Below are 21,906 nucleotides of genomic sequence, written 5' to 3'. Positions count from 1 at the left end.
CGGCGGCCCCTACGCCCGGGCGACCCGACGAAGGAGTGGCGTGGGCGTCTGGCGCAAGTGGATCTTCCCGACGATGCGAGTCGTGCTGGTGGCGGTGATCGCGGTCGCACTCGCGAAGCTCGCGTTCTTCCCCGATCGGGCCGAGGCCGACGCCGAGACGCTCTCGCCGACCGGCAGTGTCGTCGAGCCGCAGGTCGCGGTTGTGCGCGGATCGATCGCGAACGACGTGGTGCTGACGGGCACGGTCAACGCGGATGCCTCGGCTCCCGTCAAGGCCACCGGCACGGGTGCCGTCGACGAGGTGTTCGTCGCCGCGGGCCAGCAGGTCGTCGCCGGACAGAAGCTCTACGACATCAAGGTGGCCGACGAGGTGGAACCCACCGAGACGGTCGGGCCCGACGGCATGCCGACGATGACGACCCCGAAGCCCTCGTTCCACTTCGAGAAGGTGCTCGCCCCCACGGCCGGCGTGCTCTCGTCGCTCGATGTCATCACGGGCCAGCCCGTCGCGACCGGCGATGTCACGGGCCAGGTGGCCCCGCCGAGCTACAACGTGACCGCGACCCTCAGCCCCGAACAGCAGTACCGGCTGACGAGTGCGCCGACCGAGGCGCTCGTGACGATCGCGGGCGGGCCGGCACCCTTCACGTGCGGCGGCCTCGTGATCTCGACGCCGCTGTCGGGCGCGGGCGCCGGCACGGCTGGATCCGGCGCGGGAGCCCCCGGCGGTGCCGCGGGCGCAGGCGCGGGCGCAGAGGCATCCGGTGGCACGACGGTTCGTTGCGCGGTGCCGGGTGACGTCCGCGTGTTCCCGGGGCTCTCCGCCCAGGTGAAGATCTCCGCGGGCAGCGCCGCCGACGTGCTCGTGGTGCCGATCACCGCGGTCGAGGGCGGGGCCGAGACAGGGGTCGTCTGGCTCGTGACGCCCGATGGCGAACGCGTCGAGAAGCCCGTGCGGCTCGGGCTCAGCGACGGCACGCAGGTCGAGGTCGTCGAGGGCGTCGCCGAGGGCGACCAGGTGCTCGAGTTCGTCCCCGGTGCTCCGGGCGAGGTCGCGCAGGAGGGCTGCGTGCAGTCGCCCGACGGCATGATGATGTGCGGGACCCTGACGAAATGACGCTCGTCGAGGCACGCGGCGTCGGCCGCACCGTCGAGCTGCCCGACGGGCGGCCGCTCACGATCCTGTCGGGCGTCGATCTCACGGTTTCCGAGGGCGATCGGGTGTCGATCGTCGGCCGCTCGGGTTCGGGCAAGTCGACGCTCCTGAACCTGCTCGGCCTGCTCGACGCCCCGACCGAGGGCGAGCTCGCCTTCCTCGGCCACGATGTGCGCCGCATCGGCAGTGGTGCTCGCGACCGCTTGCGCGGCAGCGAGGTGGGCTTCGTCTTCCAGCAGTTCAACCTGCTGCCGGGTCGCACCGCGCTCGAGAACGTGCAGACGCCGCTCCTGTACTCGGGTGGCCGCGAGTTCTGGCGGCGCGAGCGCATCGCGCGCGACATGCTCGAGCGCGTCGGGCTGGGGGAGCGGCTCACGACGAAGCCCGAGCGACTGTCGGGCGGCGAGCAGCAACGCGTGGCGATCGCACGAGCGCTCGTACGCAAGCCCCGGCTCATCCTCGCCGACGAGCCGACTGGCGCCCTCGACCTCGAGACGGGCGCCGAGGTCATGTCGCTCATCGAGGCGGTCGCGGCCGAGACGGGCGCCGCCCTCGTCACGATCACGCACGACCCGACGATCGCGGCGCGATCGAATCGTCACTTCCTGCTGCGAGGCGGCAGGCTCGAGTCAGCGGATGCCGCGGGCGACGAGCCGATCGACGGAGACGCTTCCACCGTGACGGAGGCCGCTGAGCCCGTCGAGGCCGTCGCATGACCGGGTGGCTGACCCGCACGGCGACGGGCATCGTGAGCACCGTCGTCGAGGCGCTCGAAGAGCTCCGCATCCACCGCGGGCGGGTGCTGCTCTCGCTCATCGGGGTCGCGGTCGCCGTCTGCGCACTCACGACCGTCGTCGGCGCCGGGGCCATCGCCGAGCAGGCCGGTCGTGAGATGTCCGAGCGATACGGCGGTCGACCGGCGACCGTGTCGATGAACGTCGGAACCGGCGGTGCCGCCCCCGACCATGAGGCGATCGCGGCCGCATGGCAGACCACGCTCGACCGGCACGGCATCGAGTACGCGAGCCGTTCGGGCTACGGCAGCCTCACGGTGCAGTTCGCCGATGGTGCGGTGCCCGTGTCGATGCAGGTCGTCGACCCCGACTACGGGCCGATGCACCGGGTGCGCCTCGTCGAGGGCGTCTGGTTCACCGAGCGCGACGGCGATCGCCTGGCTCCGGCCGTCATCGTGAACGAGGCCTTCTGGAAGCGGCTCGGAAGCCCGCCCCTCGCGACGCACCCGACGGTCGAGCTGGTCGGCAACGGGCGGGTCACGGGTGTCGTCACGGGCGTGACGCCGGCGCAAAGCGAGTGGGACGTCGAGCCGACCGCGTTCATACTCACGGACTCGTTCCTCCCGCTGCAGTCGGCAACGGCGGATCCGATGATGGGCGCCTACATGCCGTCGTACGAGATGTGGATCCCCGACGGTTCGGCCGATGAGCTCACCGAGTCGGTGCAGCGCGCGTTCGAGTCGGAACTCGGCGGTGGCGCAACGGTCGACGGATGGCGCAGCGACTACGCCGCGCAGGAGGAAGACCCATTCCTGCCGATCAAGCTCATGGTCGTCGGCGTCGCGGTCGTCATCCTGCTGCTCGGCGCGCTCGGCCTGCTCACCATCGCGCTCGTCACCGTGCGCGGGCGCATCCGCGAGATCGGCATCCGTCGCTCGTTCGGCGCCACCGCAGGGCGGGTGTTCTTCTCGGTGCTCATGGAGACGGTCGTCGGCACGTTCGTCGCGGGCGTCGTCGGCGTCGGCGTCGCGATCGCGCTCGTGCGCAGCCCGCTCATGGGCATGGCCCTCGGCGGGGCCGAGGTGCAGGACATGCCCGGATTCCCGATCGAGGCGGCGCTGATCGGCATCGGCGCCGCGGTCGCGGTCGGCGCGCTCGCCGGGCTCCTACCGGCACTCGGCGCGGTACGGGTGAAGGTGATCGACGCGATCCGGTTCTGAGGCGAGCGACTCGGCGCCGGTCGCGGCAGCCGTTCGGATGCTCGACTCCTCGAACGGTCCCTGCGAGGATGAGGGGGTGGGGTTCGGGTATCCGATCCCCGGAAGGAGCACCCGAATGCAACCCGAACGGCATTCGACACGTTCGCGCGCTCGCGCCGTCGCGGCCCTGCTGGTCGCCGGAGCCCTCGCGCTCGGCGCAGGCGCCGCCGCGACGCCCGCGGCGGCAGTCATCCCAGACGAGTTCAATCCGTTCGTCGCGGCCGGCGGCTACAGCGTCTACGGGCGTGAAGACGTCACCCTCAACGGCTCGGAGACCGAAGGGTCCGTTGCGGCGGGCGACACCTTCCGTGCGCGCGGCGGATCCGAGTACGCGATCGCCCACGTCGTCACCGGCACCGGCGACTACTCGGTTCCCGTCGTCGACGGTGATCCGACACGACTGCTCATCGGCGCGTACGACGAGTCGAGCGACGGCCGTGTGGCGATCACCAACGCCGGCACGAGCGATCCCGAAGACCTCGGAGTGCTGAAGGTCACGCAACCGGACGATGCCTTCACCTTCGCCGGGCGCGGCGACTTCACGCGGTACCGGCTCGCGGCAGCGGGGGAGGACACGCCGCCCCTGATCGACATCCGCGCGATGCCGTTCACGACCGTCGAGGCCGCGGAGGATGCGACCTACACCGAACTCCCGAATGTCGCCGACTACGTCGAGGCCGAGATGACCTGGACGTACGACGAGGCGGCGCAATGCCTGGCCGAGGTCGCCGACCCCGCAACCGGCATCGCCGCTTTCCCGACGATCCAGGAACTCTCCGGCGGTCGCCTCGTGCTCACCGGCCTCTCCGCGGATCAGCCGAACGTCGTCGAGTACCAGGATCTCGGGGTGCAACAGGTGGAGTTCGCGGCAGACGGCCCCCAGCCGGGAGCGCAGAACCCGATCGTCGTCCGCGTGCCGGCCGGCACCACGGTGGTGAACGCCCCGTTCGTCGACAGCGGCTTCGAACGGTACATCATGTACGACCTGTCGGAGTTCACCGGTCCGATCACGATCCAGGCGGCGAACGGCCGCATCGACGGCTCGCTCTACGGACCCGAGGCGGACCTCAGCGTGTTCGGTTCGCCCGCCCAGGGCCAGATCCTCGGCCGCAACGTGACGACGGAGACCGGGAGCGGCGAGACCCATGCCTACCTGTTCCAAGGGGTTCTGCCCTGCATCGCGCAGGATGTGACCCGCTTCGAGGTGACGAAGTCGATCACGGGCGATGCGGCATCCGCTGTTCCCGCTGATGCGGCGTTCACGGTCGCCGTCACGGTCGACGGCATCGCGCAGGGCCCGCTCGTCGTCAGTCCGGGGGTGCCGGCCGGAATGGACGTTCCGACGGGCGCCACGGTAGTGCTCGCCGAGCCGGTGCTGCCGGAGATCGACGGCGTCGTCTGGGGGTCGCCGGTATGGTCGGTCGACGGCGAGGTGCTGACCCCCGCCGCTGACGGCTCCGTCAGCTTCGTCGCCGACGGCTCGGCCACGATCGAGGTCGGGCTCGCGAACGCGGCGCAGCTCGTGCCGCCGGCGCCGACACCCAGCCCGACTCCCTCGCCGACACCCAGCGGGCTTGCGGAATCCGGTGCCGATCCGGGCTGGGCGCTGGCCATCGCCGCACTCCTGATCGCCGCCGGCGTGGGGTTCAGGCTGCGTCGCGGCGTCCGGGCCTGATCCCGACTCCAGGTCGGAGCGCGCACGGACGACGCCCAATGTCGACGGCGAAACACCGGCGTAACACGCCGGGCATAGCATCCGGCCATGGCGGCATTCAGCGTGCGGCCGGCCACTCCCGATGACGGCTCGTTCCTCGCCGACATGGTGGTCGAGGCCGCGAACTGGCGGGCGGGCGGTACCCGACCGCGACCGACGGTGCTCGCCGACCCCGCCTCTCGCGGCTACATCGCCGGCTGGCAGCGCCCCGCCGACCGCGGCGTCGTCGCGCTCGACGGCGATGGCAGGCCGGTCGGGGCCGCTTGGTACCGGCTCTTCGCCGCCGATGCCGCGGCCCACGGCTTCGTCGCGGTCGGCGTGCCCGAGCTCATCATCGGCGTGCGGCCGCTCTGGCGTGCCCAGGGGGTCGGCCGCGCACTGATGCGCTCGCTCGCCGAGACGGCACGAGACGCCGGATTCGCCCGCCTCGCCCTGAGCGTCGAGCACGGCAACTTCGCCGTCTCGCTGTACCGGTCGGAGGGGTACACGGTCGTCGCCTCGGCGGCCGGACGAGACACGATGGTGCGTTCGCTGGCCTGAGCTCGGTCGCTCGTGCCCGCTGATCGCGCCGATCCCGGCATCTGCGAGGGTGGCGCGGATCGCGAACACTCGCGCCGGGCTGTCGCCCAGTGACGGCGCGCGGCCGTAGCCTTGTCAGCATGGCTACGAGCACCAGGTCGAACGGGCGTGCCTCGGGCGCGTCCTCGCGTGCTTCGAGTTCCCGCACCGCGCCCACGAAGAAGCTGCCGGCCGCGAGCACTCGCGCAACCGCGACGAAGAAGGCGCCCGCAGCACCGGAGCGCCCGAATCTCTTCGTGCGCGCGTGGATGGGTCTCGCGCACCTGACCGGCGGGGCCGCCCGCGCGCTCGGGCCCGAGACGCTCTCGAAGGAGGAGCGCCGCGACGGACTGCCCTTCTTCATCGTGGTGCTCGCGATCATCGGCGCCGTCGTCGAGTGGTTCCTCATCAACGAGCCCATCGCCCAGACCCTCGATTCGTGGACCTTCGGCCTCCTCTTCGGCCGCGTGGCCTTCGCCCTGCCCGTCGTCATGCTGATCTTCGCGGTCTGGCTGTTCCGGCACCCGAGTTCCGTGCACGACAACACGCGCATCGGCATCGGGCTGGCTCTCCTGCTCCTGACCGTCTCGGCGCTCTGCAACATCTTCGGCGGCCAGCCCGAGCCGCGCGAGGGCATGGCCGTGCTCGCCCGCGCCGGCGGCATCCTCGGCTGGATGGTCGCGGCGCCGCTCACTGTCCTCATCACCGAGGCGGGCGCGACGGCCGTGGTCATCGTGATCCTGCTGCTCTCGCTGCTCATCATCACGAAGACCCCGCCGAACCGCATCCCTGCACGCTTCCGCGAGCTCTACGAATGGCTCTTCGGCGCGACCCACGACGAACCCGTCACCGAGGTCGGCCCGAAGCCCACGAAGCGCGAGCGCAAGAAGTCGGTGCAGACCGAACTCGATGGCATCGACGCCCTCGGCGCCGGCGACGACGAGGAGCCGAAGGGTGGAATGCTGCCCTGGTGGCGCCGCAACGACTCCAACCGTGAAGAGGACCCGGCGTTCGAGGCGCCGGGTGTCGAAGGCCTCACCGAGGTGTTCGGGGCGGGGTCGGCCGCCGGCAGCTTCGAGACGCCGCTCGAGGGTGTCGGCCAGCCGAGCTACAACACCGAGGTGATCGGCGACCTCGAGCGCGCCGAGTCGGCGCTGCAGCAGTTCACGGGCGACGTGCCGCGCGGTGGCACCGGGCTCCGCGGCGACGACGCCGGGGCCACGAACGTGCTCGCGGCGTTCGACCTCGCGGGCGATGCGGCGGGTCTGCCGGGAGCCGGCGCCGCAGAGGCGTCTGAGTTCGATGCGGAGGCGGCATCCGAACCCGATCGCCCCTACAGCCTCCCCGCGGCGTCCACGCTCGCGGCCGGCGCCCCTGCGAAGAAGCGCTCGCAGGCCAACGACGACGTCGTGCGCCAGATCACTGGAGTGCTCGAGCAGTTCGGCGTCGATGCGAAGGTCACCGGCTTCTCTCGCGGCCCGACCGTGACCCAGTACGAGATCGAGCTCGGCCCGGGCGTGAAGGTCGAGCGTGTCACGGCGCTGTCGAAGAACCTCGCGTACGCCGTCGCCTCGAACGAGGTGCGCATCCTCTCGCCGATCCCGGGCAAGAGCGCGATCGGCATCGAGATCCCGAACGCCGACCGTGAGATCGTGACCCTCGGCGACGTGCTGCGCTCGGGCAACGCCGCGAACGCGACGCACTCCATGACGATCGGCGTCGGCAAAGACGTCGGCGGCGGCTACGTCGTCGCGAACCTCGCGAAGATGCCGCACCTGCTCGTCGCCGGCTCCACGGGCTCCGGCAAGTCGAGCTTCGTGAACTCAATGATCACGAGCCTTCTCATGCGGGCGAAGCCCTCCGACGTGCGCATGGTGCTCATCGACCCGAAGCGCGTCGAGCTCGCCCCGTACGCGGGCGTGCCCCACCTCATCACGCCCATCATCACGAACCCGAAGAAGGCCGCCGAGGCGCTCTCGTGGGTCGTGAAGGAGATGGACATGCGGTACGACGACCTCGCGTCGTTCGGCTTCCGCCACATCGACGACTTCAACAAGGCTGTCGTGGGCGGCGAGATCGTGCTGCCGGCCGGCTCCGAGCGCAAGCTCAAGCCCTACCCGTACCTGCTCGTCGTCGTCGACGAGCTCGCCGACCTCATGATGGTCGCTCCGCGCGACGTCGAGGACTCGATCGTTCGCATCACGCAGCTCGCCCGCGCCTCCGGCATCCACCTCGTGCTCGCCACGCAACGCCCGTCGGTCGACGTCGTCACGGGCCTCATCAAGGCCAACGTGCCGTCGCGACTCGCCTTCGCGGTCACGAGCGTCACCGACTCCCGCGTCATCCTCGACCAGCCCGGCGCCGACAAGCTCATCGGCCAGGGCGACGCGCTCTTCCTGCCGATGGGCGCATCCAAGCCGATCCGCGTGCAGGGCGCCTGGGTGAGCGAAGACGAGATCGAGCGGGTCGTGAAGCACGTCACCCGTCAGGCTCGTCCCGAGTACCGGCAGGATGTCGCGGAATCCGCACCCCGCAAGGAGATCGACTCCGACATCGGCGACGACCTCGAGCTGCTCCTCGCCGCCGCCGAGCTCGTCGTGTCGACCCAGTTCGGCTCGACATCGATGCTGCAGCGCAAGCTCCGCGTGGGCTTCGCGAAGGCCGGGCGTCTCATGGACCTGCTCGAGTCGCGCGAGATCGTCGGCCCGTCTGAGGGCTCGAAGGCGCGCGACGTGCTCGTGACCGCCGAGCAGCTGCCGGGCGTGCTCGCGCGCCTCCGCGGCGAGGAGCCGGCCGCTGCTCCGGCAGCGCGACCGACGCCGGCCGCCGCTGCGGCACAGGCGCCTGCTCCGGCGCAGACCGGCCCGCTCGGCGGCGGCATCGCACCGACCGAGGCGTACGACGCCCCCGACGCGCGCTACGACGACCCCGTCGCCCGCATGAGCGAGGGCCTTCCCGAGGTCGAGGGCGACACCGATGAAGACGCCTGGGGCCTCACCGGCCGCGACTGAGTTGCGACCGGGCCGCCGCCCCGGCAGCCCTGCCGACATGATCGCCGGCCGCTCCGCACGGCCTCGCGGCCGGTAGTCTGGCGGCATGACCTCTTCCGCCGGCACCCCCGCGCGATCGGCGAACTGGAACCTTCCGAACGCGATCACCGTCGTCCGCATCCTCGCTGCGCCCGTCTTCTTCTGGATGCTGCTCGCCGACGCGGGAGCCGACGGCTGGCTGCGCTGGGCAGCGGCCGTCCTCTTCATCCTCGCGATCGCGACCGACGGCATCGACGGCCACATCGCGCGCTCGCGCGGGCTCGTCACCGACCTCGGCAAGATCCTCGATCCGATCGCCGACAAGCTCCTCACGAGCGGCGCGCTCATCTGCCTCTCGATCCTCGGCGAGCTGCCGTGGTGGGTCACCGCGATCATCGTCGTCCGCGAGGTCGGCATCACGGTCTGGCGCCTCGTCGAGCTCCGTCGCGGCAACGTCGTGCCCGCGTCATCCGGTGGCAAGCTCAAGACCCTCGTGCAGTCGGTCGCCATCTCGTTCGCGCTCGTGCCGCTCTGGACCGTCGTCGGCGACTGGATCTTCTGGGTCAACGGCGTGCTCATGACCGCGGCCGTGGTGCTCACCCTCTGGTCGGGTCTGCTCTACGTGCGCGACGCTGTACGCCTCGCCCGCGCGCCTCGCGACGCGAGCTGAGACGGGCGAGAGGATGCCTCGTGCCACCGAAGACCCGGCAGCCCGGCTCATCTCCGAGCTCACCGTGCGCGGGCTGCGGGTCGCCGTGGCCGAGTCGCTGACGGGCGGGCTCGTGGTCGCCGAGCTCACGAGCGTGCCCGGCGCATCCGTCGTGGTGAGCGGCGGGGTCGTCGCCTACGACACCTCGGTGAAGCGGTCGGTGCTCGGAGTCGACGCCGAGCTGCTGGAGGCCGAGGGCGCCGTGCACCCCGAGGTCGCCCGCCAGATGGCCGATCGCGTGCGAACCGTGCTCGTGGTCGATGGCCGACCGGCCGAGCTCGGCATCGCGACCACCGGGGTCGCGGGGCCGACCGATCAAGACGGCAAGCCGCCGGGCACCGTCTTCGTCGGCATCGCGTTCGACGGTGCGGTCGAGGCGATCGAGCTTTCCGTGACCGGCAGCCGTGCCGAGATCCGCGCCGCGACCGTGCAGGTCGCGATCGAGGCGGCATTCGCGCGCGTCGAGGGATCTTCTCCGAATCAGCCGGAATAGTCTTCGTGAACACCCTGTTACATGTGGCAGGTTCACACGAAAGCCCCAGTGTGCAACGCTAGATTGGAAGCACGGAGAGTCGGCTAGACTGACGCTCCCGTTTCCGACTCCTAGCGGAGTCGCAGGCAGAGAGAAGGAGGTTCCCGATGGTCCTGGTTCGACAGGAGATCGGCGATGTGCTGAGGGACTTCCGCCTGCAGAAGGGCCGTACCCTTCGCCAGGTCGCGTCCAAGGCGAGCGTCGCGCTCGGCTACCTGAGCGAGGTGGAGCGCGGCCAGAAAGAGGCCTCCTCCGAGATCCTCGCCTCCGTCGCCGACGCACTCGATACGCCCATCTCCGTGATCATGCACGAGGTCGGCGACCGCATCGCAGTGCTCGAGGGCCTCTCCGTGGTGCCCGACAGCCTGCCCGACGAGCTCGTGGCGGAGTTCGACGCCGACCTGATGGTCCGCTGACGACCCCGCACATGCGACACAGATCGGCCGGTCCTCGGACCGGCCGATCGTCTGTCCAGAGGTGATCCGGTGAAGCAGAGCGAGTTCCAGGCCGCGGTCGCGGAGGAGTTCGGCGTCGGCTACGGCGGCGCGATCGTCGGCGACCTCGTGCTCACCGCACTCGGCGGCCGCACGGCCCGCGAGGCGCTGGCCGCCGGGGTGCGCCCGCGCGAGGTGTGGCTCGCCCTCTGCGAGGCGACGGATGTCCCGGAGGAGCGTCGACATGGCGCCGGCCGCCCGGTGCCCGGGGAGACACGCACGCCGCGACACCCGTAGGCGCGTCCGAAGGCGTGTTCGACACGCGGGCGTTTCTTCGAACATGCGTTCGGTGGCTGGGGTAGGCTCCTCAACAGCAGGAGTTCCAGTGCAGCTGTCCACATTCGCGTCGAGATCGGCGACGGATGTCGGTGGCCGACCATACGGTCGATGCAACGGAACACACCGCAAACGCCTTGTCGCAAGACACCGCAGGTCAGAACCCAACGGTCAGTGCCCGCAACGTGGAACGACAGCCTAGAGGCAGCCGCAATCGAGCAAGAAGGAGCCCCACCCATGGCATCAGCAGCAGACCGCGAGAAGTCACTCGAGACCGCCCTCGCGCAGATCGACCGCCAGTTCGGCAAGGGCTCGGTCATGCGCCTCGGCAGCGAAGAGCGCGCCCCCGTCGAGGTCATCCCCACTGGCTCGATCGCCCTCGACATCGCGCTCGGCATCGGCGGTCTCCCGCGCGGCCGCATCATCGAGATCTACGGCCCCGAGTCGTCGGGTAAGACGACGCTGACCCTCCACGCCATCGCCAACGCGCAGCGCAACGGCGGCATCGCCGCGTTCATCGACGCCGAGCACGCGCTCGACCCCGAGTACGCGAAGAAGCTCGGCGTCGACATCGACGCGCTGCTCGTCTCCCAACCCGACACGGGCGAGCAGGCGCTCGAGATCGCCGACATGCTCGTGCGTTCCGGCTCCATCGACCTCATCGTCATCGACTCGGTCGCGGCGCTCGTGCCCCGAGCCGAGATCGAGGGCGAGATGGGCGACTCCCACGTCGGCCTCCAGGCCCGACTCATGTCGCAGGCACTCCGCAAGCTCACGGGTGGGCTCAGCCAGACGAACACCACCATGATCTTCATCAACCAGCTGCGCGAGAAGATCGGCGTGTTCTTCGGCAGCCCCGAGACGACCGCCGGTGGCAAGGCGCTGAAGTTCTACGCCTCGGTGCGGCTCGACATCCGTCGCATCGAGACGATGAAAGACGGCACCGAGGCGGTGGGCAACCGCACCCGGGTCAAGGTCGTGAAGAACAAGATGGCGCCGCCCTTCAAGCAGGCCGAGTTCGACATCCTGTACGGCACCGGCATCTCGCGTGAGGGCAGCCTCATCGACTTCGGCGTCGACCAGGCGATCGTGAAGAAGTCGGGTGCGTGGTACACGTACGACGGCGACCAGCTGGGGCAGGGCAAAGAGAACGCCCGCAACTTCCTGCTGCAGAACCCTGACATCGCGGCCGACATCGAGCAGAAGATCCTCGTGAAGCTGGGCGTCGGTCAGCCGGCCGCTGCTGCCGCTCCGGCGAACGTCGAGCCCATCGCACCGAAGCTCGGGCGCAAGGGCGCCTGAGTTCCGAACTACGACACGACCGGGGTGAGCCAGACATGAGCGACGCATCATCAGAACGGCTCGCCCCGGTCACCTACCTGCCATGGGCGAAGCCCGAGGCTTCGCCTGCTGCGGCACGGCGGAGTCGTCCACCGGTCGAGCAGATCGATCCCGGGGCGCAGCCCGTTGCGGCGGCGCGAAGCCGTCCGGCGGCCCAGTCCGACGTGCCGGAGGCGCCGCCCGCTCCGGCATCGCGGAGCCGTCCTTCGTCCGACCCCGTCGAGCCGATCGAGCCCGTCGAACCCGAGGCTCCGTCTACTGCGGCCTCGCGGAGTGGCGGGAAGGCCGACGGGGGCCGTGGTCGCCTTCGCTCGGTCTCGCGCAGCGACCGCTGGGCGGAGTCGTCTGACGATTCCGAACCCGAGGAGACCGGGGCCGAGCGCGATGAGCGCATCGACCGGCTCGTGATCTCCCGGCTGCGGCGCTCGGCGCTCTCCGTCTCCGAGGTGCGTGCGGTGCTCGTCGAGCACGGGCTCGACGACGTCGAGGTCGAGGAGTGGATCGAGCGCTACGAGCGGCTCGGCTACCTCGACGACGCGAAGCTCGCCGAGCAGGTCGTGCACAGCCACGGCGTGCGCCGCGGCCGGGGCAGCGGGGCGATCCTGCAAGAGCTCGGTCGTCGCGGCGTCGACAACGCGCTCGCTCGCGCGGCAGTCGAAGACCTCGACCCCGAGACCGAACTCGAGAACGCACGCACCGTCGCCGAGCGGCGGGCCCGCCAGCTGCGCGGCCTCGACCGGCAGACGGCAGAGCGCCGCCTGTCGGCGTTCCTCCAGCGGCGTGGCTACCCGGGTGACGTTGTGCGCGAGGCGGTGACGGCGGCACTCGCTGCCGAAGGCTCGTAAACTGGTGCGATCATGAGCACCATTCACGACGTCTCCACTGATGAGATGGGCGGCGACCAGCTCGCCGAAGCGGCAACGACGCCGCGCACGTACGAGGTCCGCACCGTCGGGTGCCAGATGAACGTCCACGACTCAGAGCGGCTCTCGGGCTCGCTCGAAGCCGCCGGCTACGTGCCCGCCGATGGCGCAGAGCCCGACGTCGTGGTCATCAACACGTGCGCCGTCCGCGAGAACGCCGACAACAAGCTCTACGGCAACCTCGGCCACCTCGCGTCGGTCAAGCGCCGTCACGAGGGCATGCAGATCGCCGTCGGCGGTTGCCTCGCCCAGAAGGACAAGAACGTCATCCTCGAGAAGGCGCCGTGGGTCGACGTCGTCTTCGGCACGCACAACATGGGCGCCCTCCCGAGCTTGCTCGAGCGCGCGCGCCACAACGACGAGGCGCAGCTCGAGATCCTCGACTCCCTCGAGGTCTTCCCGTCGACGTTGCCCACGAAACGCGACTCCAGCTACAGCGGGTGGGTGTCGATCTCGGTCGGCTGCAACAACACCTGCACCTTCTGCATCGTGCCGGCACTTCGCGGCAAGGAGAAGGACCGCAGGCCCGGCGACATCCTCGCCGAGATCCAGGCGCTCGTCGACGACGGGGTCATGGAGATCACGCTTCTCGGCCAGAACGTGAACTCCTACGGCGTCGAGTTCGGCGACCGGCAGGCCTTCGGCAAGCTGCTGCGCGCCGCGGGGCAGATCGACGGCCTCGAACGCATCCGCTTCACGAGCCCGCACCCGGCCGCGTTCACCGACGACGTCATCGACGCGATGGCCGAGACACCGAGCGTCATGCCGCAACTGCACATGCCGCTGCAGTCCGGGTCCGATCGGGTGCTGAAGGCGATGCGCCGCTCCTACCGTTCCGAGAAGTTCCTCGGCATCCTCGACCGGGTCCGCGCGCGCATCCCGAACGCGGCGATCTCGACCGACATCATCGTGGGCTTCCCGGGCGAGACCGAAGAGGACTTCCAAGAGACGCTCCGCGTCGTCGAAGCGGCCCGGTTCGCCTCGGCCTTCACCTTCCAGTACTCCATCCGCCCGGGCACGCCCGCGGCGACGATGGAGGACCAGGTGCCCAAGGAGGTCGTGCAGGAGCGCTACGAACGACTCCTGGCCCTGCAGGACCGTATCTCGTGGGAGGAGAACCAGCGCCTCATCGGCCACCCCGTCGAAGTGCTCGTCTCGACCGGCGACGGCAAGAAGAACGCAGAGACCCACCGCCTGAGCGGGCGCGCCGAAGACAGCCGCCTCGTGCACTTCGAGGTGCCGGCCGGCTCCGACCTGCCGCGCCCGGGCGACGTCATCTCCGTGACCATCACCCAGGCGGCGCCCTTCCACCTGATCGCCGACTCGCTCGACGACTCGCCGCTCCGCGTGCGCCGCACGCGTGCCGGCGACGCGTGGGATCGCATGCAAGCCGAGAGTTGCGGCGTGCCCGCGGCGCCCGGTGCCGCCGCCGCATCCGCTGCCGGTCGGGTCTCGCTCGGACTGCCGACGCTTCGCGCGCGCGGCACCGAGCCGCTCGTTGCGCCGGGCGTCGGCACCATGCCCATCTACGACCCCGCCGACGGCCAGCGCTGACGTGACGCTCATCGCGGTCGTCGGTGCGACGGGCACCGGCAAGTCGGCGTTCGCGCTCGACCTCGCCGAAGCCCACGGCAGGGTCGGCCGCGAAGCCGAGGTCGTGAATGCCGACGCGATGCAGCTCTACCGCGGCATGGACATCGGCACGGCGAAGCTCCCGACCGCCGAACGCCGCGGCGTGCCGCATCACCTGCTCGACGTGCTCGACGTGGCCGACGAGGCATCCGTCGCCGCGTACCAGACGGCGGCGCGCGCCGCCGTCGACGAGGTGATCTCGCGCGACGGCGTGGCGCTGCTCGTCGGCGGCTCGGGCCTCTACGTCTCGTCGGTCATCCACGACTTCCGCTTTCCGGGCACGGATGCCGCGGTGCGGGCGCGGCTCGAAGCCGAACTCGCCGCAGAGGGCCCGGGCCTGCTCCACGCGCGTCTGCGCGGGATCGACCCCGAGACGGCCGCGAGCGTCGACGCGCAGAACGGGCGCCGGCTCGTGCGCGCCCTCGAGGTCATCGAGGTGACCGGCGAGCCGAAGGCCGCGCGGCTGCCCGACGAGCCCGTTCCGTGGCGCCCTCACGGCATCGTGCACCTCCGGAGCGAACGGGCGACCCTCGTCGAACGCCTCGACGAGCGCGTCGAGGGCATGTGGCGAGACGGCCTCGTCGACGAGGTGCGGGGTCTGATCCCGGCGGGCATCGAGCGAGGCGTGACCGCGAGCAGGGCGATCGGGTACGCGCAGGCGCTCGGCGAGATCACGGGCCGCCTCTCGCGGGCCGAGGCGATCGCCGAGACGCAGCAGCTCACCCGCACCTATGCTCGGCGACAGGTGAGCTGGTTCAAGCGCTACCGCGACGCCGTCACGGTCGATGCCGACGACGCGGTCGCACGCGGCACCGAACTCGCCCGGATCGCAGCCATAGACTGATCGGATGGCATTCGATCTGCGGTTCACCAAGGGCCAGGGCACCGGTAACGACTTCGTGCTCTTCAGCGACCCCGAGGGGGAGTCGGAGCTCACTCCGACCCAGATCGCCGCGGTGTGCGACCGCCGGTTCGGGGTCGGCGCCGACGGCGTCATCCGCGCTGTGCGCTCGGCGAACCTCGACGCGGGCTCGGCGTCGCTCGCTGAAGACCCGCATGCTGTGTGGTTCATGGACTACTGGAACGCCGACGGCACCGTCTCCGAGATGTGCGGCAACGGCATCCGCGTCTTCGCGAGCTACCTGATCGACCAGGGGCTCGTCGACCTCGCCGTGAACGACCAGATCGCGATCGGAACCCGCGCCGGTGTTCGCACGGTGCGCCGCACGGCGACGGGGTTCGAGGCCGACCTCGGCGTCTGGCGTCTCGACGGCGGCGAGCCGCTCGTGCGCGGCAAGAGCCTGCCGGTCGCCCGGCCCGGTCTCGGCATCGACGTCGGCAACCCGCATGTCGTCGTCGCCCTGGCCGATGACGACGAGCTCGACGGGCTCGACCTCGCCTACCAGCCGATCATCGAGCCCGAGCCCGAGGCGGGCGCCAATATCGAGTTCGTCGTGCCGGCCGAGCCGCTCGTCGAAGACGGCGTGGGCCGCATACGCATGCGCGTGCACGAGCGCGGCTCGGGCGAGACGCTCTCGTGCGGCACCGGTGCCGTGGCCTCCGCCCTCGCGGTGCGCCACTGGGCGGGGGAGGCCGCACCCGACCGCTGGCGGGTGCAGGTGCCGGGCGGCGTGCTCGGCGTGCGCATGTTCCAGGCCGCCGACGGCGAGCACGCGGCGCTCTCGGGTCCGGCCGAGCTCGTCTTCGACGGCGTCCTCAGCCTCGCCTGAGGCCGCTGCGCGCGGCTGCGATCAGCGAGCGGATGCCGCGGCGCTCACCTCGAGCACCCGGAAGCCCTTGTCCTGCGCCGCTCGGTCGATGTCGAGGCCGAGGTCATCGGCGATCCACTTCTGCAGCGACTCCGCGCCCAAGTGCTTCGCGACGACGAGCCACGCGCTCGCGTCGTCTTCGAGGCGGGGGAGCCAGTGCTCGAGCATGGCGTGCAGCTCGGCCTTGCCCACCCTGATGGGCGGGTTCGACCAGATGCCGGCGAAGCGCACGTCGGCGGGAACATCGCCCGGCAGCACCGCGTTGACATTGGTGATGCCGAGGCGTGCGGTGTTGCGTCGCACGAGGTCGAGGGCGCGTTCGTTCACGTCGACGGCCCACACCGTGGCATCCGGTGCCCGAAGCGCGAGTGAGATCGCGATCGGTCCCCAACCGCAGCCGAGGTCGAGCAGGTCACCGGTCGCCGGCGGTGCAGGGGCGCGATCGAGCAGGATGCGGGTGCCGGTGTCGAGGTGCTCGGGGCTGAAGACGCCGCCCGAGGTCGAGAGCGTCAGTTCGCGACCGGCGAGGGTTGCGGTGATGGTGCGGAGAGTGGCCTCGCCGCCCGGACGAGAGGAGAAGTAATGCTCGGAGGCCATACAGGGGAACCTATCGCAGCGATGGGAACTAGGGTTAACGCGATGAATGACGCTGAACAGAACTCCGCAGACGACGCCGTCGAGCGGGTGCTCAAGGGCGCCGAGACGAAGGCCGGGGTGACCCGCTTCGGATCGGATTCCGCCGAGGCGCTCATGTCGCCCGACTCGGTCGACCTGTTCGGCTCCGACACCGACGGCGAGCAGTACGACCGCGAGGCTCGCGCCGGTCTCCGCCGGGTCGCCGGTCTCTCCACCGAGCTCGAAGACGTCACCGAGGTCGAGTACCGGCAGTTGCGGCTCGAGAACGTCGTGCTCATCGGCGTCTACTCGCAGGGCTCGCAAGACGAGGCCGAGAACTCCATGCGAGAACTCGCCGCCCTCGCCGAGACGGCTGGCGCGCGCGTTCTCGACGGCGTGCTGCAGCGCCGGCCGCACCCCGACCCCAGCACCTACCTCGGCCGCGGCAAGGTCGAGGAGCTCCGGCACATCGTCGCCTCGCTCGGCGCCGACACGGTCGTCGCCGACACCGAGCTCGCGCCGAGCCAACGGCGTGCGCTCGAAGACGCGATCAAGGTCAAGGTCATCGACCGCACCGCCGTGATCCTCGACATCTTCAGCCAGCACGCCAAGAGCCGCGAGGGCAAGGCGCAGGTCGAACTCGCCCAGCTCGAGTACCTCCTGCCGCGACTGCGCGGCTGGGGCGAGTCGATGTCGCGACAGGCCGGTGGCCAGGTCGGCGGTGCCGGGGCGGGCATGGGCTCCCGTGGCCCCGGTGAGACGAAGATCGAGCTCGATCGCCGTCGTATCCACTCGCGCATGGCGAAGCTCCGCAAGCAGATCGCGGGCATGAAGCCGGCCCGCGAGGCCAAGCGAGCCAATCGCAAGCGCAACGCTGTGCCGTCGGTCGCGATCGCGGGCTACACGAACGCCGGCAAGTCGAGCATCCTGAACCGCATCACGGGTGCCGGGGTGCTCGTCGAGAACGCCCTGTTCGCCACGCTCGACGCGACCGTGCGACGTAACACCACGGCGGACGGCCGCGTCTACACGATCGCCGACACCGTCGGCTTCGTGCGCAATCTGCCGCACCAGCTCGTCGAGGCGTTCCGCTCGACGCTCGAGGAGGTCGGCGACTCCGACCTCATCGTGCACGTCGTCGACGCGGCCCACCCCGACCCGGCCGGCCAGATCGCCACGGTGCGCGATGTGATCGGCGAGGTCGGTGCCCGCGACATCCCCGAGCTCATCGTCTTCAACAAGGCCGACCTCGTGACGCCCGAAGACCGGCTCGTGCTGCGCGGTCTCGAACCCGGCGCGATCTTCGCCTCCGCCCGCACTGGGGAGGGCATCCCCGAGGTGCTCGAGGCGATCGCGCGCATGATGCCCGACCCCGCCATCGAGATCGACCTGCTCGTGCCCTACGACCGGGGCGACGTCGTATCGACGCTGCACGAGACCGGTCGAGTGCTCTCGATCGAGTACGACGAAGACGGCACTCGCGTTCGTGCGCTCGCCTCGCCCGAACTGGCCGGCCAGCTCGAGGAGTTCTCGGCGACTGCCGCCGGTCGCTGACGCTTCTCGCAACCCTGCGTCACCCTGCGTCACAGTCGTGGCGTCACTCTGCACCGGCGCGTATCGTCGCACCTGATCGATCAGTGACCGGCCGAAGCGGGTCACTTGGAGCGACCGCCGAGCCCGGCACCCGCCCGCGACATCCACCCGCCGTTCCGGCCGGGGGAACGCGGCCTGCCGTGTTCTTCCCGTTGCCGCTCGCCCTGCAGGAGCACCATGGCATCGACCGCAACCGACGCATCGGGCGCCGACTGTACGCCCCGACTGCCGCTCTCCTTCGAGCTCTACCCGCCGCGAACCGACGCGGCGGCGCTGGCCCTCGGGCGCACGATCGATCGGTTGGCCGAGGTCGACCCGGCGTTCATCTCGGTGACCTTCGGGGCGGGCGGCAGCTCGCGCGCCCGCTCGCTCACGGTGCTCCGTTACATGCTCGAGCACACGCACGTCGAACCGATGGCGCACCTGACGTGCGTCGGCTCCTCACATCTCGAGGCGAACCGGCTCGTGCGGGAGTTCCTCGATGCGGGCATCACGAGCTTCCTCGCCCTGCGCGGTGACCCGCCGGTCGACGCCGACCCCGACGCGGGCATCGGCGACCTCGGCAGCGCGGCCGAGCTCGTGCAGCTCATCCACCGGGTGCAGGAGGAGCGTGAGCCCTTCGCGCAGGTCGGCGTCCCCGGCAACCCGGGCGCCTCGCGCATCAGGGAACGGCCCCGCCCCGAGCGCGTCGCGGTCGCCGCGTTCCCCACCGGCCACCCGCGGTCGCGGAACCTCGACCACGACGTCGACACGCTCCTCGCCAAGGAGATCGCCGGGGCGAACCTCGCGATCACCCAGCTCTTCTGGCGGGCCGACGACTACCTCGGCTTCGTCGAGCGCGCCCGCGCGGGCGGCGTCACGATCCCGATCCTTCCCGGCATCATGCCGGTCACCACTCCGGCACGCCTTGCGCGGCTTACGGAGCTGACGGGGGTCGAACCGCCCGCGGCCCTCGCCATCAACCTCGAGATCGAACCGGATGCCGCCGCGCAGACCGAGCTCGGCATCGCCTTCGCCACCCGGCTCGCCGCCGAGGTGATCGCGGGTGGCGCTCCCGGCCTGCATCTCTACACGTTCAACCGCCATGAAGCCGTGCTCGACGTCGTCGACCGGCTCGGACTGCGAACCGACCGGTTCGCCGACGAGAGGAACACCGCACGATGACCACCCCTGCACCCGGCTTCCCGAACGCCACGATCCTCGGCTATCCGCGCATCGGCCGCCGGCGCGAACTCAAGCGGGCCGTCGAGGCGTTCTGGGCCGGCTCGATCACGGCCGACGACCTCGAAGGCGAGGCGGCGGCGCTGCGCGCTGCGACCCGCGAGCGCCTCGCGTCGCTCGGTCTCGCCCGCACCGGCTCGGCGATCCCCGAGACCTTCTCGTTCTACGACCAGGTGCTCGACACCGCGGTCGCCGTCGGTGCGGTGCCCGAGCGGTTCGCCGTCCTCGCCGATGGCGAGGGCCGCTTCGACCTCGCCGCGTACTTCACGATCGCCCGTGGAGTCGGTGACGACGCCCCGCTCGAGATGACGAAGTGGTTCGACTCGAACTACCACTACCTCGTGCCCGAGATCGGCCCCGACACCGTGTTCTCGCTGCACGCCGAGCGCATCCTCGCCGAGTTCGCCGAGTCGACGGCGGCCGGCTTCACGACGCGGCCCGTGATCGTCGGACCGGTGACCTTCCTCCTCCTCGCGAAGGCCGCCGACGGCGCCCCGGCCGGCTTCGCGCCGATCGATCGGCTCGCCGACCTCGTGCCCGTCTACGAGGCGCTGCTCGAGCAGCTCGCCGCGGCGGGCGCGGAATGGGTGCAGCTCGACGAGCCCGCGCTCGTGAGCGAGAGCATCGACGTCGACCGCGCCCGCGTGATCGAGTCGGTCGGCATCGCCTACGACGCCCTCGGCGCGCGCGACGCCCGTCCGGCGATCTTCGTCGCCGCGCCCTACGGCTCGCTCGACGACGCGCTGCCGGCCCTCGCCGCGACACCGGTGGAGGCGATCGGCCTCGATCTCGTGCGCGGCTCGCTTCCCGACGGCCTCGACCCCGTCACGGCCGAGTCGCTCGCCGCGAAAACCCTCGTGGCCGGCGTCATCGACGGCCACAACATCTGGCGCGGCGACCTCGCCGCCGCGTTCGACCGTGTCGTCGCCGTGCAGCACCTCTCGCCGGCCGTCTCGGTGTCGACCTCCACGTCGCTGCTGCACGTGCCGCACGACATCGCCGATGAAGACGAGCTCGACGCCCGCCTCATCTCCTGGCTCGCGTTCGCCGACCAGAAGGTGGGCCAGGTGGCCGTGCTCGGTCGCGGGCTCTCCGAAGGGCGCGACGCGATCGAGGGCGAGCTCGCCGCGGCATCCGCTGCCCTCGCCGACCGCGACGCCGCGCCCGGCGTGCGCGTGCCCTCGGTGCGCGACCGCCTCGCGGGGCTCGCCGAGGCGGACTTCGCCCGCGTGAACTACGACGAGCGCGTCGCAGCGCAGGAGTCGCTCGGACTGCCCGAGCTGCCGACCACCACGATCGGTTCGTTCCCGCAGACGGCCGAGATCCGCCGCGCCCGCGCCCGTCTCGTCAAGGGCGAGCTGCCCGCCGACGACTACGCGGCCCTCATGCGCGCCGAGATCGAGCGCGTCGTGCGCTTGCAGGAAGAGCTCGGCCTCGACGTGCTCGTGCACGGCGAGCCCGAGCGTAACGACATGGTGCAGTACTTCGCCGAGCTGCTCGACGGCTTCGCGGTGACGAAACACGGCTGGGTGCAGTCGTACGGCTCGCGCTGCACGCGGCCGTCGATCCTCTGGGGCGACGTCTCGCGGCCCGCGCCGATGACGGTCGAGTGGTCGAGCTACGCGCAGTCGCTCACCGAGCAACCGATGAAGGGCATGCTGACCGGTCCGGTCACGATCCTCGCGTGGTCGTTCGTGCGCGACGACCAGCCGCTCGGCGACACCGCACGGCAGGTCGCACTCGCGCTCCGCGACGAGATCACCGACCTCGAGACGGCGGGCATCCGCATCATCCAGGTCGACGAGCCCGCGCTGCGGGAGCTGCTGCCGCTGAAGCTCGCCGACCAGCCCGCGTACCTCGACTGGTCGGTCGGCTCCTTCCGCCTCGCGACGGGCGGGGCCGAGCCCGGCACGCAGGTTCACACGCACCTCTGCTACTCGGAGTTCGGCGTCGTCATCGACGCGATCAAGAACCTCGACGCCGACGTCACCTCGATCGAGGCGGCCCGCAGCCGCATGGAGGTCGTCGACGACCTCGAGACGAGCGGCTTCGACCACGGCATCGGCCCGGGCGTCTACGACATCCACTCGCCCCGAGTGCCCGGTGTCGCCGAGGTGCAGGCGCTGCTCGAGCGGGCCGCGGGCGCGATCCCGGCGAACCGACTCTGGGTCAACCCCGACTGCGGCCTGAAGACCCGCGGGTACGACGAGACCGTCGAGTCGCTGCGGCACATCGTCGAGGCGACCGTCGCGGTGCGGGCCGAGCGCGCCGCCCCGGTGCTCGCGGGCTAGCAGCAACCGAGCGGATGCCGCGGCTCGCGGCATCCGCTCGGCTCATGCCGGGGTGATGTA

Annotated in this window: 19 protein-coding genes; 18 read left to right on the top strand and 1 reads right to left on the bottom strand. The window is 70.8% G+C overall.

Translation table 11 applies throughout. The annotated features are described in order from the left end of the window. The first annotated feature begins 40 nt into the window (after positions 1 to 40). The 15 genes from VPH61_RS10560 to dapF all read left to right on the top strand — a co-directional run bounded on the left by VPH61_RS10560 (position 41) and on the right by dapF (position 16,087). A complete protein-coding gene (locus tag VPH61_RS10560) occupies positions 41 to 1,117 on the top strand; it encodes an efflux RND transporter periplasmic adaptor subunit (RefSeq protein WP_332063455.1) in 1,077 nt (358 codons plus the stop codon). Next, positions 1,114 to 1,872, top strand: a complete 759-nt coding sequence (locus tag VPH61_RS10555) for an ABC transporter ATP-binding protein (RefSeq protein ID WP_332063454.1) — start codon at positions 1,114 to 1,116, stop codon at positions 1,870 to 1,872. The genes VPH61_RS10560 and VPH61_RS10555 overlap by 4 nt, the downstream gene beginning before the upstream one ends. Further along, positions 1,869 to 3,110, top strand: a complete 1,242-nt coding sequence (locus VPH61_RS10550; protein ID WP_332063453.1) for an ABC transporter permease — start codon at positions 1,869 to 1,871, stop codon at positions 3,108 to 3,110. The genes VPH61_RS10555 and VPH61_RS10550 overlap by 4 nt, the downstream gene beginning before the upstream one ends. 115 nt (positions 3,111 to 3,225) lie before the next feature. After that, positions 3,226 to 4,824: a collagen-binding domain-containing protein gene (locus VPH61_RS10545; protein WP_332063452.1), complete on the top strand. Its 1,599-nt coding sequence runs from the start codon at positions 3,226 to 3,228 to the stop codon at positions 4,822 to 4,824. 87 nt (positions 4,825 to 4,911) lie between these two features. Further along, a complete protein-coding gene (locus VPH61_RS10540) occupies positions 4,912 to 5,403 on the top strand; it encodes a GNAT family N-acetyltransferase (RefSeq protein ID WP_332063451.1) in 492 nt (163 codons plus the stop codon). Between the two features lie 119 nt (positions 5,404 to 5,522). Then, positions 5,523 to 8,432, top strand: a complete 2,910-nt coding sequence (locus VPH61_RS10535) for an FtsK/SpoIIIE family DNA translocase (RefSeq protein ID WP_332063450.1) — start codon at positions 5,523 to 5,525, stop codon at positions 8,430 to 8,432. 85 nt (positions 8,433 to 8,517) lie between these two features. Then, positions 8,518 to 9,120 (top strand): CDP-diacylglycerol--glycerol-3-phosphate 3-phosphatidyltransferase, encoded by a 603-nt coding sequence (gene pgsA, locus VPH61_RS10530; protein ID WP_332063449.1) that lies wholly within the window; start codon positions 8,518 to 8,520, stop codon positions 9,118 to 9,120. A gap of 13 nt (positions 9,121 to 9,133) precedes the next feature. Then, entirely contained in the window at positions 9,134 to 9,652 is a 519-nt protein-coding gene (locus VPH61_RS10525) for a CinA family protein (RefSeq protein WP_332063448.1), read from the top strand. 146 nt (positions 9,653 to 9,798) lie between these two features. Then, on the top strand, positions 9,799 to 10,107 hold the full coding sequence (locus VPH61_RS10520) for a helix-turn-helix domain-containing protein (RefSeq protein WP_056013571.1): 309 nt from the start codon (positions 9,799 to 9,801) through the stop codon (positions 10,105 to 10,107). A 69-nt stretch (positions 10,108 to 10,176) separates the two neighbouring features. Then, positions 10,177 to 10,422, top strand: a complete 246-nt coding sequence (locus tag VPH61_RS10515) for a DUF3046 domain-containing protein (RefSeq protein WP_332063447.1) — start codon at positions 10,177 to 10,179, stop codon at positions 10,420 to 10,422. Positions 10,423 to 10,698: 276 nt separating this feature from the next. Next, positions 10,699 to 11,763 (top strand): recombinase RecA, encoded by a 1,065-nt coding sequence (recA, locus tag VPH61_RS10510; RefSeq protein WP_332063446.1) that lies wholly within the window; start codon positions 10,699 to 10,701, stop codon positions 11,761 to 11,763. 35 nt (positions 11,764 to 11,798) lie between these two features. Next, a complete protein-coding gene (locus tag VPH61_RS10505; RefSeq protein WP_332063445.1) occupies positions 11,799 to 12,647 on the top strand; it encodes a RecX family transcriptional regulator in 849 nt (282 codons plus the stop codon). Between the two features lie 45 nt (positions 12,648 to 12,692). Then, positions 12,693 to 14,279, top strand: coding sequence for a tRNA (N6-isopentenyl adenosine(37)-C2)-methylthiotransferase MiaB (gene miaB, locus VPH61_RS10500; protein WP_332063747.1), 1,587 nt, complete (start codon positions 12,693 to 12,695; stop codon positions 14,277 to 14,279). 1 nt (position 14,280) lies between these two features. Continuing rightward, complete coding sequence (gene miaA / locus VPH61_RS10495) at positions 14,281 to 15,201, top strand: tRNA (adenosine(37)-N6)-dimethylallyltransferase MiaA (protein ID WP_332063444.1); 921 nt, start codon at positions 14,281 to 14,283, stop codon at positions 15,199 to 15,201. 4 nt (positions 15,202 to 15,205) lie between these two features. After that, complete coding sequence (gene dapF, locus VPH61_RS10490; RefSeq protein WP_332063443.1) at positions 15,206 to 16,087, top strand: diaminopimelate epimerase; 882 nt, start codon at positions 15,206 to 15,208, stop codon at positions 16,085 to 16,087. A gap of 21 nt (positions 16,088 to 16,108) precedes the next feature. Here dapF and VPH61_RS10485 read toward each other — a convergent pair whose 3' ends face one another. Then, complete coding sequence (locus VPH61_RS10485) at positions 16,109 to 16,723, bottom strand: class I SAM-dependent methyltransferase (RefSeq protein WP_332063442.1); 615 nt, start codon at positions 16,721 to 16,723, stop codon at positions 16,109 to 16,111. A 42-nt stretch (positions 16,724 to 16,765) separates the two neighbouring features. Here VPH61_RS10485 and hflX point away from each other — a divergent pair, with 42 nt between their 5' ends. From hflX to metE, 3 genes are all read left to right on the top strand, one after another. After that, complete coding sequence (gene hflX, locus VPH61_RS10480) at positions 16,766 to 18,295, top strand: GTPase HflX (protein WP_332063441.1); 1,530 nt, start codon at positions 16,766 to 16,768, stop codon at positions 18,293 to 18,295. Positions 18,296 to 18,511: 216 nt separating this feature from the next. Next, entirely contained in the window at positions 18,512 to 19,498 is a 987-nt protein-coding gene (locus VPH61_RS10475) for a methylenetetrahydrofolate reductase (protein ID WP_332063440.1), read from the top strand. Next, positions 19,495 to 21,846: a 5-methyltetrahydropteroyltriglutamate--homocysteine S-methyltransferase gene (gene metE, locus VPH61_RS10470; protein ID WP_332063439.1), complete on the top strand. Its 2,352-nt coding sequence runs from the start codon at positions 19,495 to 19,497 to the stop codon at positions 21,844 to 21,846. The genes VPH61_RS10475 and metE overlap by 4 nt, the downstream gene beginning before the upstream one ends. The last annotated feature ends 60 nt before the right edge of the window (positions 21,847 to 21,906 follow it).

The organism is Agromyces sp. CCNWLW203, from assembly GCF_036576125.1.
GTDB lineage: Bacteria > Actinomycetota > Actinomycetes > Actinomycetales > Microbacteriaceae > Agromyces.
The sequence above is the reverse complement of the archived record's forward strand: the minus strand, read 5'-3'. Positions and strand labels throughout refer to the sequence as shown.